The 14,813-nt window shown below is 69.1% G+C and carries 12 protein-coding genes and 1 pseudogene; 7 read left to right on the top strand and 6 right to left on the bottom strand.

Translation table 11 applies throughout. The features are described 5' to 3' along the window. Nucleotides 1–166: 166 nt before the first annotated feature. The 3 genes and pseudogenes from A5659_RS07010 to A5659_RS07000 all read right to left on the bottom strand — a co-directional run. Nucleotides 167–517, bottom strand: a pseudogene (locus tag A5659_RS07010) (hypothetical protein); the annotation flags it as partial. A gap of 134 nt (nt 518–651) precedes the next feature. Then, complete coding sequence (locus A5659_RS07005; protein ID WP_067180014.1) at nt 652–1,602, bottom strand: amidohydrolase family protein; 951 nt, start codon at nt 1,600–1,602, stop codon at nt 652–654. A gap of 5 nt (nt 1,603–1,607) precedes the next feature. Then, entirely contained in the window at nt 1,608–3,092 is a 1,485-nt protein-coding gene (locus A5659_RS07000; protein ID WP_067180011.1) for an aldehyde dehydrogenase, read from the bottom strand. Between the two features lie 87 nt (nt 3,093–3,179). Here A5659_RS07000 and A5659_RS06995 point away from each other — a divergent pair, with 87 nt between their 5' ends. From A5659_RS06995 to A5659_RS06975, 5 genes are all read left to right on the top strand, one after another. After that, nucleotides 3,180–4,121, top strand: a complete 942-nt coding sequence (locus A5659_RS06995; protein WP_067180008.1) for a LysR family transcriptional regulator — start codon at nt 3,180–3,182, stop codon at nt 4,119–4,121. A gap of 130 nt (nt 4,122–4,251) precedes the next feature. Further along, complete coding sequence (dnaK, locus tag A5659_RS06990; protein WP_066872307.1) at nt 4,252–6,114, top strand: molecular chaperone DnaK; 1,863 nt, start codon at nt 4,252–4,254, stop codon at nt 6,112–6,114. Then, nucleotides 6,111–6,746: a nucleotide exchange factor GrpE gene (gene grpE / locus A5659_RS06985; protein ID WP_066872309.1), complete on the top strand. Its 636-nt coding sequence runs from the start codon at nt 6,111–6,113 to the stop codon at nt 6,744–6,746. Before dnaK ends, grpE begins: the two co-directional genes overlap by 4 nt. A gap of 46 nt (nt 6,747–6,792) precedes the next feature. Beyond that, nucleotides 6,793–7,971: a molecular chaperone DnaJ gene (gene dnaJ / locus A5659_RS06980; protein ID WP_066872313.1), complete on the top strand. Its 1,179-nt coding sequence runs from the start codon at nt 6,793–6,795 to the stop codon at nt 7,969–7,971. Next, a complete protein-coding gene (locus A5659_RS06975; RefSeq protein WP_066872316.1) occupies nt 7,971–8,366 on the top strand; it encodes a heat shock protein transcriptional repressor HspR in 396 nt (131 codons plus the stop codon). Before dnaJ ends, A5659_RS06975 begins: the two co-directional genes overlap by 1 nt. A gap of 135 nt (nt 8,367–8,501) precedes the next feature. On the opposite strand, the gene A5659_RS06970 is transcribed toward A5659_RS06975, so the two are convergent. The 3 genes from A5659_RS06970 to A5659_RS06960 are packed head-to-tail and all read right to left on the bottom strand — an operon-like array spanning nt 8,502 to nt 11,058. Then, entirely contained in the window at nt 8,502–9,413 is a 912-nt protein-coding gene (locus tag A5659_RS06970) for an aldose 1-epimerase (RefSeq protein ID WP_067180005.1), read from the bottom strand. 2 nt (nt 9,414–9,415) lie between these two features. Next, entirely contained in the window at nt 9,416–10,588 is a 1,173-nt protein-coding gene (locus A5659_RS06965) for an FAD-binding oxidoreductase (protein ID WP_067180002.1), read from the bottom strand. A gap of 32 nt (nt 10,589–10,620) precedes the next feature. Next, nucleotides 10,621–11,058, bottom strand: coding sequence for a DUF3060 domain-containing protein (locus A5659_RS06960; RefSeq protein WP_197497942.1), 438 nt, complete (start codon nt 11,056–11,058; stop codon nt 10,621–10,623). A gap of 123 nt (nt 11,059–11,181) precedes the next feature. Between A5659_RS06960 and clpB the strand changes: the two genes are divergently transcribed. Both clpB and ttfA read left to right on the top strand, forming a co-directional pair. Then, entirely contained in the window at nt 11,182–13,728 is a 2,547-nt protein-coding gene (gene clpB / locus A5659_RS06955; RefSeq protein WP_066872325.1) for an ATP-dependent chaperone ClpB, read from the top strand. Between the two features lie 155 nt (nt 13,729–13,883). Further along, nucleotides 13,884–14,765 (top strand): trehalose monomycolate transport factor TtfA, encoded by an 882-nt coding sequence (gene ttfA, locus A5659_RS06950; protein ID WP_066879922.1) that lies wholly within the window; start codon nt 13,884–13,886, stop codon nt 14,763–14,765. The last annotated feature ends 48 nt before the right edge of the window (nt 14,766–14,813 follow it).

Below are 14,813 nucleotides of genomic sequence, written 5' to 3'. Positions count from 1 at the left end.
GCTACGTCTTCATCGAGACCAAATCCGGCGTGACGCGCTGCCAGATCAACAGAGACACCGTCGGCTGTGAGGCGCCCTTCACCAACTCCCCGCTGCAGGACGGCGAGCACGCCAACGGCGTCAGCATCAACAGCGGCGGCAAAGTGCAATGGGTGCTGGGCAACCTGGGCGCCTCACAGCCGACGGTGTCTCTGTTGATCTGGCAGCGCGTCACGCCGGATTTGGTCTCGATGAAGACGTAGCCGTTCTGGTCGGGCGGCAGCGGGATGGCGCCGGCCGGGGTGGTCGGGTTCGCCGGTGCGGCCGACGGGCCCGGCGCCGGGGCGGCGGTGGCCGACGGCGGCGTGGACCTGGGTGTGGGGAAGGACGGTTCGGTGGGGCCGGCTCCTGGCGAGGCCACCGGCCGGCCGCCGATGACCGAACTGCAGCCGGAGACCAGCTCCGAGCCGGCCACCAGGGCTACGAGCAGCAGCGAACCACCGGCCAGGCTTCGCCGCGCATTCTCCGAAAACCGCACCCGCCGCTCCCCAGACGATTCATATAGCGGCACTCAGGTTACGCACCGAGACGCGAAAGCCGCTGCCCTGACACAGGTATCGATACAGAGCCGATGGCCCGAATTTATCGACCCGTTACCGGTTCACGACTTCCCTACAGCCCCAACAGCTTTTCGGCGTTGCGGTGGCTGATGCCCGCGCGCTCGTCGTCGGTGAGCGGCAGGCTGTCCAGAAACGCGCGGGCGGCGACCATCGACCCGAACGGATAGTCGGCGGAGAAGGCCACGCGGTCGATCCCCACCTGGGCGACGAGGTTCGCGTACGTCGCGTGGTCGTTGAAGTTGGCGAACGTGTAGTGGAAGTTCTCCCGCAGGTAGTAGCTGACGGGACGCTGCAGACCGGTCAGCTCCGGTGTCAGCGTGGCGTCGAAGCGCGGCAGCATGAACGACGTCGCCTCACCCATGTGCCCGATGATCATCTGCAGCGCCGGGTGCCGGTCGAACACGCCGCCCAGGATCATCCGCAGCGCGTGGGTGGCGGTGTTGATGTGCCACCCCCAGCCCACCGTGGCCAGGGCGAACGTGACGGGCTCGGCGAAACCCGCGTAGCTGGACTCGATGACGCCCGCCGGGGGGATGGTCGGATGCAGGTAGATCGGCGCCTGCAGGGCGGCCGCGCGGTCCAGGACGGGCTCGAAGAACGGGTCGTCCAGATAGCGGCCGCGGCTGTGTCCGTTGATCACCGCGCCGGGGAAGCCCAGCCCGCGCACCGCGCGCTCGAGTTCCTCGGCCGCCTGGTCGGGTGCGCTGGTGGGCACGGTGGCAAAGCCCGCCAAGCGGTCGGGGTAGCGCTGCACCGCCGCCGCGAGCTGGTCGTTGCAATCCCGGGCCAGCCGCACCGCCTCGTTCGGATCCAGCTGCTCCACCCCGGGCGCGGCCAGCGACAGCACGGCCAGGTCCACCCCGGCCTCGTCCATCGCCGCGATGCGGCCGTCGCCGAGATCGCTGGCGGCTTCGACGATGCCGGCTCGCGACGCCAGCCAGCTGCCCGGGCCCTGCAGGAATTCCGTTGTGGCGTAATGCTCTTCGAGGGCGATGACACGCATCTGGGTTATCCTTCGAGGACTCGGGCGGCCCCGCTCCAGTACGGCAACTCGTCACGGTTGGCGGCCAGGCGGATGGTTTTGGTGTAGCCGTACTCGGCCAGCGTCTCCTGGGCGTGCTCGCGGCCGAACCCGCTGTGGCCCACGCCGCCGAATCCGCTGCCGATGGCCACCCGCGCGTAGTTGTTGACGAAGACGGCTCCGGCCCGGATCTGCCGGCTCACCCGCAGCGCCCGGTCGCCGTCGGCGGTGAACACCGCGGCGACCAGCCCGTAGGGGGTGCCGTTGGCGATCCGCACCGCCTCGGCCTCGTCGCTGAACCGGATCAGGGCGACCACCGGACCGAAGATCTCCTCCTGGGCCACCCGCATGTCCGGCGTGACGCCGGTCAGCACGGTCGGCGCGACGTAGAAGCCGTCCGCGAGCCGCGGATCCTGCGGCAGCGGTGCCTGGGCGGCGATGCGGGCGCCTTCGGCGACGCCGATGTCGAGGTACTCCAGGACCTGCTTGCGCTGCGCCCGGGTGACGAGCGGCCCCACGTCGGTGGCGGTATCGGCGCCGTCGCCCACCCGCAGCCGACGCACGGCGGCGCACAGCTTCTCCTCGAACTCGGCATAGACGTGGTCCTGCACCAGGATTCGCGACGATGCGGTGCATGCTTCGCCCTGGTTGAAGAAGCCGCCGTCGATGGCGGCCAACAGCGCCTCGTGCAGGTTGGCATCGTCGAACACCAGCAGCGGGTTCTTGCCGCCCAGTTCCATCAACGCCGGCGTGAGGTTGCCGGCCGCGGTGCGCAGCACCGCCGAACCGGTGAGCGGGGACCCGGTGAAGGAGATCTTGCCCACCAGTTGATGCTCGGCCAGCGCGGCGCCCACCTCGCCGCCGCCGGGCACGGCGTGCACCACCGGGTCGGGCAGCACCGACTGGATCAGCTCGACCAGTCGCAGCACCACCGAGGGCGTCTGCTCAGGCGGTTTCAGCACGACGGCGTTCCCGACGGCCAGCGCGGGAGCGGCCTTGCCGGCGGTGTGGATCGGCGGCCAGTTGAAGGGCACGATGCCGGCGATCACGCCGTAGGGCTCCAGCGTGGTCACGTCGAACACCGGCCCGTAGTCGCGTGCCTGGCTGGGCAGCACCTCGACCATGCCGGCGAAGTAGTCGAAGATCCCGATCGCGGCTTCCACGTCGAAGCTGCGGGCCTGGCTGATCGGCTTGCCCATCTCTCGCGACTCGAGGGCGGCGATCTCGTCGGCGTGTTCGCGAATGACGTCGGCGATCTGCCGCAGGTAGCGGCCGCGTTCGCGGGCCGGACGAAGCTTCCAGTGCAGGTGCGCCGCGTGCGCGGTCCGCACGGCCCGATCCACCTCCGCGGTGCCGGCCCCGTGCACGACGGTGACGACCTGTCCGGTGGCGGGGTTCTCCACGATGAAGCGGTCGTCGGGCGACGCCGACGACCAGGGGGTGCGGATCGTGGTGGGGGCTTGCTGATCCATGGGCATTGTCACGGTATGCCCCGCGGTTTGATCAGCACCAACGATATCTTCTGATGGTTCTCATCACCGGCGGTGATAATCGCTGGTGTGGAGCTTCGTCACCTCGAGTACTTCCTGGCCGTGGCGGACAGTCGAAGCTTCACCGGGGCGGCCCAGCGGCTGCACGTCGTGCAATCGGGAGTGTCGGCCACCATCAAGGCGCTCGAGCGCGAACTGGGCGCCGAGTTGTTCGTCCGGGGCCCCGCCGGCGTGGCGCTGAGCCCCGCCGGCGAAGCGCTGCGACCCCACGCCCGGACCACTTTGGACGCCGCCCGCGCGGCCAAGGACGCGGTGAGCGCCGCCCGGGGCACGGTGCGCGGCACCGTCACGGTGGGGACGTTGACGTCGGTGAGCGTCATCGACGTGCCGACCGTGCTGGCCGAACTGCACGCCCGTCATCCCGACGTCGTGGTCCACCTGCGCGCGGCCAGCTCCGGGTCGGCCGGGCTGGCGGCCCAATTGCGCGACGGGGATCTCGACGTCGCCTTCCTGGTTTTCACCGGACCGCCCCCGGCCGACCTGCACACCCGGCTGGTGGCCTCGGTGCCGCTGCTGCTGGTCGTCCCCGAGGGCCACCCGCTGGCCCGGCGCAAGGCGGTTTCGCTGGCCGAGCTCGCGGGCATGCCCTTCGTCGACGGGCCGCCGGGCTATGGGAACCGCGCCGTGGTGGACACCGCGTTCGCGGCCGCCGGGGTCGAGCGGACCGTCGCGGTGGAGGTCGCCGACATCGGCACGGCGGCGGTCTGCATCCGCAAGGGGCTGGGGATCGGTTTTCTGAGTTGGTCCATCCTCGAGGGCATCGACAGCTCGGGTTTGGTGAGCGTCCGGATCACCGGGCACGACCTGCAGTGGCGGCTCTACGTCGCGACCTCGGCGAACCGGCAGGCCAGCGCGGCCACCCGGGCACTGCTGGCGCTGATAGCGGAGGTTGCCGGCGGCGCCCAGAATTCTTTGGCGACCCGGGAACAAGCCGGGACCGACCGCCGTTAGCATTATCGACAAGTTGAGCGAACCACACTCAATACTGGGTTGACAGCCCACCGCCCCAGGGGCAGGCTTGAGCGGGGTTCACTCAGCATAGTGGCACCAGACAAGCTCTACATATTCAGGAGGAATCACTATGGCTCGTGCGGTCGGTATCGACCTCGGGACCACCAACTCCGTCGTCGCAGTCCTCGAGGGCGGTGACCCGGTCGTCGTCGCCAACTCCGAGGGTTCGCGGACCACGCCGTCCATCGTCGCGTTCGCGCGCAACGGGGAGGTGCTCGTCGGCCAGCCCGCCAAGAACCAGGCGGTCACCAACGTCGACCGCACCATCCGTTCGGTCAAGCGGCACATGGGCACCGACTGGTCCATCGAGATCGACGACAAGAAGTACACCGCTCAGGAGATCAGCGCCCGCGTGCTGATGAAGCTGAAGCGCGACGCCGAGGCGTACCTGGGTGAGGACGTCACCGACGCGGTCGTCACCGTGCCGGCGTACTTCAACGACGCCCAGCGTCAGGCCACCAAGGAAGCCGGCCAGATCGCCGGCCTCAACGTCCTGCGGATCGTCAACGAGCCGACCGCGGCGGCGCTGGCCTACGGCCTGGACAAGGGCGAGAAGGAACAGACCATCCTGGTCTTCGACCTCGGTGGCGGTACGTTCGACGTCTCGCTGCTCGAGATCGGCGAGGGTGTGGTCGAGGTCCGCGCCACCAGTGGTGACAACCACCTCGGTGGGGACGACTGGGATGACCGCGTCGTCGAATGGCTGGTCGATAAGTTCAAGGGCACCAGCGGAATTGACCTGACCAAGGACAAGATGGCGATGCAGCGGCTGCGTGAGGCCGCCGAGAAGGCCAAGATCGAGCTCTCGAGTTCGCAGAGCACCTCGATCAACCTGCCCTACATCACCGTCGACGCGGACAAGAACCCGCTGTTCCTCGACGAGCAGCTGACCCGCGCCGAATTCCAGCGCATCACACAGGATCTGCTGGACCGCACCCGTAAGCCCTTCCAGTCCGTGATCAAGGACGCCGGCATCTCGGTGTCCGAGATCGACCACGTGGTCCTGGTGGGTGGTTCCACCCGGATGCCCGCGGTGACCGACCTGGTCAAGGAACTCACCGGTGGCAAGGAGCCCAACAAGGGCGTCAACCCCGATGAAGTTGTAGCGGTGGGAGCGGCTCTTCAGGCCGGGGTTTTGAAGGGTGAGGTGAAAGACGTTCTGCTGCTTGACGTTACGCCGCTGAGCCTGGGCATCGAGACCAAGGGCGGCGTGATGACCAAGCTCATCGAACGCAACACCACGATCCCCACCAAGCGGTCGGAGACCTTCACCACGGCCGACGACAACCAGCCGTCGGTGCAGATCCAGGTCTACCAGGGTGAGCGCGAAATCGCTTCGCACAACAAGCTGCTCGGCTCCTTCGAGCTGACCGGTATCCCGCCGGCTCCGCGCGGCGTCCCGCAGATCGAGGTCACCTTCGACATCGACGCCAACGGCATCGTGCACGTCACGGCCAAGGACAAGGGCACCGGCAAGGAGAACACGATCAAGATCCAGGAGGGCTCCGGCCTGTCCAAGGAGGAGATCGACCGGATGATCAAGGACGCCGAGGCGCACGCCGAGGAGGACCGTCAGCGTCGCGAAGAGGCCGACGTTCGCAACCAGGCCGAATCGCTGGTCTACCAGACGGAGAAGTTCGTCAAGGACCAGCGCGAGGCCGAGGGCGGCTCGAAGGTCCCCGAGGACACGCTGTCCAAGGTCGACGCCGCGATCGCCGAGGCCAAGACCGCCCTGGGCGGCACCGACATCGCCGCGATCAAGGCGGCGATGGAGAAGCTGGGCCAGGAGTCACAGGCGCTCGGACAGGCGATCTACGAGGCCACGCAGGCCGCCGGCGAGCAGGCCGGTGGGGGCGCGGCGGGCGACGGGTCTGGCTCCGCTGACGACGTCGTGGACGCGGAGGTGGTCGACGATGACCGGGAGTCCAAGTGACGGAAAGCAATCCACACGAACAGGTGACGATCACCGACAAGCGGCGAATCGACCCTGAGACCGGTGAAGTGCGGCAGGCCCCTCCCGGCGACACGCCGGGAGGGGCGCCGGCCGGCGAACCGGCGCAGCAAGCCGATGGCAAAGTCGCCGAGCTCACCGCCGATCTGCAACGGGTGCAGGCCGACTTCGCCAACTACCGCAAGCGGGCGCTGCGCGATCAGCAGGCCGCGGCGGACCGGGCCAAGGCCGCCGTCGTCAACCAATTGCTGGGCGTGCTCGACGATCTCGACCGCGCCCGCAAGCACGGCGATCTGGAGTCCGGACCGCTGAAGTCGGTCGCCGACAAGCTGGAAAGCGCGCTGAACGGCCTTGGCCTGACGGCGTTCGGCGAGGAGGGCGAGGACTTCGACCCGGTGCTGCACGAAGCGGTGCAGCACGAGGGCGACGGGTCCCGGCCGGTGATCGGCACCGTCATGCGGCAGGGTTACAAGCTGGGTGATCAGGTGCTGCGTCACGCCCTGGTCGGTGTCGTCGACACGGTCGCCGACGAGGATGGAGCGGCTGCCGCACCCGAGTCCGCCGAAAGCGAACCGGCCGACACGGACGACAACGCCGACGCGTCCGGTGAATAAGGCAGACAATCAACACAACAGAAGAAAGGTGAGGGGGTGACGCGACATGGCCCAGCGTGAATGGGTCGAAAAGGACTTCTATAAGGAGCTGGGCGTCTCCTCTGACGCCAGCCCAGAAGAGATCAAACGCGCCTACCGCAAGTTGGCGCGCGATCTGCACCCGGACGCGAACCCCGACAACCCGGCCGCCGGTGAACGCTTCAAAGCGGTCTCCGAGGCGCACAACGTCTTGTCGGATCCGGCCAAGCGCAAGGAATACGACGAAACCCGAAGGCTGTTCGCCGGCGGTGGATTCGGCGGGCGCCGGTTCGACAGCGGCGGGTTCGGGGGCTTCAACGTCGGTGGTGATGGCGCCGAGTTCAACCTCAACGATTTGTTCGACGCGGCCGGCCGAAGCGGCGGCACCAACATCGGTGACCTGTTCGGCGGGCTGTTCGGGCGCGGTTCGGGTGCCCGGCCCAGCCGGCCCCGCCGCGGCAACGACCTCGAGACGGAAACCCAGCTGGATTTCGTCGAGGCCGCCAAGGGCGTGGCGATGCCGCTGCGGCTGACCAGCCCGGCGCCGTGCACCAACTGCCATGGCAGTGGCGCGCGGCCGGGCACCAGCCCGAAGGTGTGTCCCACCTGCAACGGTTCCGGCGTGATCAACCGCAACCAGGGCGCGTTCGGATTCTCCGAGCCCTGCACCGATTGCCGGGGCAGCGGCTCGATCATCGAGCACCCCTGCGACGAGTGCAAGGGCACCGGCGTCACCACCCGGACCCGCACCATCAACGTGCGGATCCCGCCGGGCGTCGAGGACGGGCAGCGCATCCGGCTGCCCGGCCAGGGTGAGGCGGGGTTGCGCGGTGCGCCCTCGGGTGACCTGTACGTGACGGTGCATGTGCGCCCGGACAAGGTGTTCGGCCGCGACGGCGACGACCTGACGGTGACGGTGCCGGTCAGCTTCACCGAGTTGGCTTTGGGCTCAACCATTTCGGTGCCCACCCTGGACGGCAAGGTCGGTGTCCGGGTGCCCAAGGGCACCGCCGACGGCCGCATCCTGCGGGTGCGCGGGCGTGGCGTTCCCAAGCGCAGCGGCGGCAACGGCGACTTACTGGTGACCGTAAAGGTCGCTGTACCACCGAATTTGGAGGGGGCCGCCCAGGAGGCGCTGGAGGCGTACGCCGCCGCCGAGCGCGCCAGCGGCTTCGACCCCCGGGCCGGATGGGCAGGCAATCGCTGATGGCCAAGGGCTCGAGCAATTCACGAAAAGAGGACGCCCGGACCTTCATGATCTCGGTGGCCGCCGAGCTGGCCGGCATGCACGCCCAAACGCTGCGCACCTACGACCGCCTCGGGCTGGTCAGCCCGCGCCGGACTTCCGGTGGGGGACGGCGGTATTCGGAGCACGACGTTGACCTGCTGCGCGAGGTGCAGCGCCTGTCGCAGGACGAGGGCGTCAACCTCGCCGGCATCAAGCGGATCATCGAGCTGACTAATCAGGTCGAGGCGCTGCAGGCCCGGGTCAAGGAGTTGACCGAGGAGCTTTCGCAGGTCCGCGCCAGCCAGCGCCGCGACGTGGCGGTGGTGCCCAAGAGCACCGCGCTGGTGGTGTGGCAGCCGCGCCGGGGACGCTGACTTTCGGTCGCTTTCCCTTGCGCCCCAAGGGGTCTGTCTCCGACACGCATACGACCTTCGCAAAAGCGCTAGCACATCTGCTAGCGCTTTCACATTCACCTGATGACCACCAGACAGCGGCAGTGACCCGAGTGGTCACGGCGAGCCCACCCGGATCGAAAATTGCGTGACGGCCCGCTCGCCCGGTAGCGCGCAGCGGTAGCCGCCCCGGCGCAGCGCGTCGGTCGGTGCGGTCATCGGCTCGAAGCACACGATCGTCTTCGTGGGGTCGTCGGGCGCCGGCGCAAAAATCTGCGCCGCCGGATAGCCCTGCTCGAAATGCACCTCGATGCGCCGACCGCCGCCGGACACCGCGAACACTGCGCCGTCGGCCACCCCGTCGTAGGCGTCGTCGAACGTGTTGTCGCCCAATGCCTCTCGCCGGGCCGGCTGCGGCTCGGAAGCGCCGGTGGGCAGCCCGGTGCCGTCGAGGCCCAGATGCCGCAACGGCGGTGTCTCGATGACCCAGTCGGCCCGCGGGGCGTCGGGCAGTTGCAGGTAGGGATGAAACCCGAAGCACAGCGGCACGGCCCGATCCCCGGTCGCGTCCACCGTGGTCCGAACCGTCAGCGTCCGGTCGGCCAGCCGCACCGCGACCGTCAGCACGTGCGGATACGGGAAGCTGGCCAGCAATCGGGGATCGGCCCCGAAATCCAGTTCGGCGGTCAGCTCGTTGGCGGTCTCGGCGGTCACCCGCCAACCCGGGTAGGCGGCCAGGACGCCGTGGATGGGTAGCCCGTTGGGGTCGGCGCGCACGCCGTTTTCTCCCGGGGTCAAGGTCACGGTGACGTCCTGGGCGGTATAGGTGTTCTCGCCCAACCGATTTGCCCACGGGTACAGGATCGGGATCCCCATCGTCTTGCCGTCGGAGACGTAGGCGTCCAGGCCGCGGCGCTGGCCCAGCAGCTCCACACCGGCGTCGCGCAGCGACGTGCCGATCATCCCCGCCTCGGGAACGAACTGCGCGACCAGCGGCGACGACGGATCGCGCAGAGTGACGACGTGCATGGCTACCTCCATAGCGGGTCATGCTGAATGCGTTCGGGCGGAGCGCCTTTGGCGATCAGGGCATCCTTGGTGGCGCTGACCATCGCCGGCCCCCCGCAGACCAGGATCTGCCGGTCACCCCAGCCGCCGTACTTGGTCACCACGTCGGGCAGCCGCCCGATCTGATGCACGTGCAGGCCGCGCGGCGGCGTGACGTCGGGATAGCCCGCGGCCCAGGACGGGTCGCTGTTGTACTCCGAGACGGGAGACACCGACAGCCACGGATTGTGCGAGGCGACCTGCCACAGGGTCGGCAGATCGTAGAGTTCGCAACGGTACCGGGCGCCGAAGAACAGATGGATGCGCGGGTTCACCGCGAACCGGGACAGGTCCATGATCAGCGCCCGCAGCGGCGCCAGGCCCGTGCTGCCGGCGACCATCAGCACGTCGCCGCCCTCGCGGTCGACCCGCAGGCCGCCGTGCGGGCTGGACAGCCGCCACCGGTCGCCGATGCGGGTTTCGCCGACGATCGCGGTGCTGACCAGGCCGCCGGGAACCAGGCGGACGTGGAACTCGATGCCGCCGCCCGGGTCGGCCGGAATGGCGGGACTCAAATACCGCCACCGGTGCGGACACTGCGGCACGTGGACGTCGACGTACTGGCCGGGGTGGTAGTGCATCGGCTGGTCGAGTTGCAGCCGCACGACCGCGAGATCGCGCGACACCCGCATGTGTTCGATGACGGTGCCGTCCCACCAGGCGGGGCCCTCCTCGGCGTCCGCGGCGCCGCTCATCACCCCGGTGATCAGGTTCAGCGACTGCCGGGCCGCCGCCTCCACGGCGTCGGTCCACGCCGCACCGACGTGCGCGCGCAGCGTCGAGAGCAGCGCGCGCCGCAGGGTCTCGTAATGGGCCGGCAGCACACCGTATTTGCGATGGTCGCGGCCGAGCTGGGCCAGAAAAGCCACCGGCTCCTGCGCGCGCCGGGCGACCAGCTCGCCGAACACCCAGTGCAGCGCGCGCCCGAAAGCGAGCCGCTGGGCGGCCATTTCGGGCGGGAACAGATCACGCACCGAGCCGTCGAGGGCGAACCACTGGGTGTAGAAGCGATGGACGAGCGCGGAGTCACCGGCCGAGTCCGCGGGCGCGAAGGCGTCACGCAGCACCCGCAGCGCTTCGGCGTCCTCCAGGCTCACGGGCCCCGATTGTAGGCTCGGCCGCCGCCGGGTCAGCCCTGTCGGACGACGTTGGCCGTCCCGACGTTGGCGATCTTGGGTGAACCCCAGTGGTAGAGAACGACGTTGTCGTTCCCCGACGCGCTGACCGCGTCGGTGCTGTCGACCGCGACGTGGTTGCCGCTGCCGGAGACGCTGACGCTGGTGCAGTGCCCGGTGAGGGTGACGGTGTTCTGCTGCCCGCTCACCGACAAATAACCGGCGTGGCAGGGCAGCGTCTTCGTCATGCCCGTCCCGCTGACCTGCAGCGTCCCGGCCTGCGGGACCGCCGACGGGCTACCGCCGCTGAGATCGGTGTGGAACCCGACCGCCAGCAGGCCGGCGAACGCCAGGGCGGCGGCCACGGCGGCCAGCCACACGCCGGCGCTCCGGCGCGGCCGTGTCTCCGGGTCGGCGTCGGCCTGGTCGGGGGGTTGCATCGTCTGCGTCATCGCTACGGGGGTACCCCCTACGCCGCAGTGCTCAAAACTCGTTAGACTTGAGCGGAACAGACTCAACCTTGACGGCGTTGAACAAGCCGAGAAGCATTTTCCCTACCGACGAACGGAGGTGTCGTGGACTCTTTCAACCCGACAACCAAGACCCAAGCGGCACTGACTTCGGCACTCCAGGCCGCCTCGGCGGCGGGTAACCCGGAGATCCGGCCCGCCCATCTGCTGATGGCGCTGTTGACGCAGGCCGACGGCATCGCCGGTCCGCTGCTGGAGGCTGTCGGCGTCGAGCCCGCCACCATCCGCACCGAGGCCCAGCGCCTGCTGGACCGGCTGCCCCAGGCCAGCGGGGCCAACTCGCAGCCGCAGTTGTCCCGTGAATCGCTGGCCGCGATCACCACCGCCCAGCAGCTCGCGACCGAGATGGACGACGAATACGTGTCCACCGAGCACCTGCTGGTGGGCCTGGCCACCGGGGATTCCGACGTCGCCAAGCTGCTGACCGGACACGGCGCCTCGCCGCAGGCCCTGCGCGAGGGCTTCGTCAAGGTGCGCGGCAGCGCCCGGGTCACCAGCCCGGAGCCCGAGGCGACCTACCAGGCGCTGGAGAAGTACTCCACCGACCTGACGGCCCGCGCCCGCGACGGCAAACTCGACCCGGTTATCGGGCGGGACAACGAGATTCGCCGCGTCGTGCAGGTGCTGAGTCGGCGCACCAAGAACAACCCGGTGCTGATCGGCGAGCCCGGCGTCGGCAAGACCGCGATCGTGGAGGGCCTGGCCCAGCGCATCGTCGCCGGCGACGTGCCCGAGAGCCTGCGCGACAAGACCGTCATCAGCCTGGACCTGGGCTCGATGGTGGCCGGCGCGAAGTACCGCGGCGAGTTCGAGGAACGGCTCAAGGCCGTCCTCGACGACATCAAGAACTCCGCCGGGCAGATCATCACCTTCATCGACGAGCTGCACACCATCGTCGGCGCCGGCGCGACCGGCGAGGGCGCGATGGACGCCGGCAACATGATCAAGCCGATGCTGGCCCGCGGCGAGCTGCGGCTGGTCGGCGCCACCACGCTCGACGAGTACCGCAAGTACATCGAGAAGGACGCCGCGCTGGAGCGCCGCTTCCAGCAGGTGCTGGTCGGCGAGCCCTCGGTGGAGGACACCGTCGGCATCCTGCGCGGGCTGAAGGACCGCTACGAGGTGCACCACGGCGTGCGCATCACCGACTCGGCGCTGGTCGCCGCGGCGACGCTGTCCGACCGCTACATCACCGCGCGGTTCCTGCCGGACAAGGCCATCGACCTGGTCGACGAGGCCGCCAGCCGGCTGAAGATGGAGATCGACTCCCGGCCCGTCGAGATCGACGAGGTCGAGCGCTTGGTGCGCCGCCTCGAGATCGAGGAGATGGCGCTGGCCAAGGAGGAGGACGAGGCGTCCAAGGAGCGGCTGGAGAAGCTGCGCTCCGAGCTGGCCGACCAGAAGGAGAAGCTGTCCGAGCTCACCACCCGCTGGCAGAACGAGAAGAACGCCATCGACGTGGTCCGTGAGCTCAAGGAGCAGCTGGACACGTTGCGCGGGGAGTCCGAGCGCGCCGAGCGCGACGGCGACCTGGCCAAGGCCGCCGAGCTGCGCTACGGGCGCATCCCGGAGGTGGAGAAGAAACTCGACGCCGCGCTGCCGCAGGCCGAGGCCCGCGAGAACGTGATGCTCAAGGAGGAGGTCGGCCCCGACGACATCGCCGAGGTGGTGTCCGCGTGGACCGGAATCCCGGCCGGACGCATGCTCGAGGGCGAGACCGCCAAGCTGCTGCGCATGGAGGAGGAGCTGGGCAAGCGCGTCATCGGGCAGAAGAGGGCCGTGACGGCCGTCTCCGATGCCGTACGGCGTTCCCGGGCCGGCGTCGCCGACCCCAACCGGCCCACCGGCTCGTTCATGTTCCTCGGGCCGACCGGTGTCGGTAAGACCGAGCTGGCCAAGGCGCTGGCGGAGTTCCTGTTCGACGACGAACGCGCCATGGTGCGCATCGACATGAGCGAGTACGGCGAGAAGCATTCCGTCGCGCGGCTGGTCGGTGCCCCGCCGGGATACATCGGCTACGACCAGGGCGGTCAGCTGACCGAGGCGGTGCGGCGGCGTCCCTACACGGTGATCCTGTTCGACGAGATCGAAAAGGCCCACCCGGACGTGTTCGACGTGCTGCTGCAGGTGCTCGACGAGGGCCGGCTGACCGACGGGCAAGGCCGCACCGTCGACTTCCGCAACACCATCCTGATCCTGACGTCCAACCTGGGATCGGGTGGCAGCGAGGAGCAGGTGATGGCCGCGGTGCGCTCGGCGTTCAAGCCGGAGTTCATCAACCGGCTCGACGACGTCATCATCTTCGATGGCCTCGAGCCCGGCGAGCTGGTGTCGATCGTCGACATCCAGCTGGCCCAGCTGCAGAAGCGGCTGGCGCAGCGTCGCCTCACGCTCGAGGTGTCGCTGCCGGCCAAGCAGTGGCTGGCCCATCGCGGATTCGACCCGGTCTACGGCGCGCGGCCGTTGCGCCGGCTGGTGCAGCAGGCCATCGGTGACCAGCTGGCCAAGATGTTGCTGGCCGGCGACGTGCACGACGGCGACACCGTTCCGGTGAACGTCAGCCCCGACGGTGACTCGCTGATTCTGGGCTAAGCGCGCAGAGGCGTCGACTTGTTGCGGGTATTTCGCACCAACCGCCGCAACAAGTCGACGTTCGGCGCTTATGCGCCCGGGCGGGCGCAGCTGTGATTGGGTTGTGACCTGGTCGCCTTCTGTGTTCCGGGCCAATAGCAGATACCCTGTTTTGGATGGTCCCCCTCTGGTTCACGCTCTCCGCGCTGTGCTTTGTCGGTGCGGGGGTGTTGCTGTACGTCGACATCGATCGGCGGCGCGGGCGCAGCAGGCGCCGCAAGTCGTGGGCGCGATCGCACGGATTCGACTACGAGCCTGAATCGACCGACATCCTCAAGCGCTGGAAGCGCGGCGTGATGTCGACGGTGGGCGACGTCGCCGCCCAGAACGTGGTGCTGGGCCAGATTCGCGGTGAGGCCGTCTACATCTTCGATCTCGAAGAGGTCGCCACCGTCATCGCGCTGCACCGCAAGGTGGGCACCAACGTGGTGGTGGACCTGCGCCTCAAGGGGCTCAAAGAGCCACGGGAGAGCGACATTTGGCTGTTGGGAGCGATCGGGCCGCGGATGGTGTACTCCACCAACCTCGACGCCGCCCGCCGGGCCTGCGACCGCCGGATGGTCACCTTCGCGCACACCGCACCGGACAGCGCCGAGATCATGTGGAACGAGCAGAACTGGACGCTGGTGGCCTTGCCGATCACCAGCACGCGCACCGAGTGGGACGAGGGCCTGCGCACCGTGCGCCAGTTCAACGACCTGTTGCGGGTACTGCCGCCGCTGCCGGAGGAGGCCCCGCAGGAGGCCGGGCCGCCGTCCGGACTGCGCAACGCCTCACCCAGCCGGCCGCTGGCGCCCGCGGGCCGCGCGGAGCTGCCGCCCCGGCGCGCGCAGCAGGACGTGGCGGGGCTGCTCGGCCCCGACTCGCCGTCGGGTCGCCGCGCCGCCGAGCCGCTGCGCCGCGACCAGCCCCAGCCGGCCGACGGGCGTTCGGAGACCATCCGCCGCCCACCGCCGTCCGGGCGCAACGGCCAGCAGGCCAGCAACTATCAGCGCTGACGGCGGGCCCCGGGTGGTCGCAAGGCCGGTGCTGCCGACGTCATTAGG

The sequence above is a fragment of the Mycobacterium sp. 1165196.3 genome (genome assembly GCF_001673415.1).
Taxonomy (GTDB): Bacteria; Actinomycetota; Actinomycetes; order Mycobacteriales; family Mycobacteriaceae; genus Mycobacterium; species Mycobacterium europaeum_A.
Note: the sequence above shows the minus strand (reverse complement) of the source record. Positions and strands in the feature narration are given on the sequence as shown.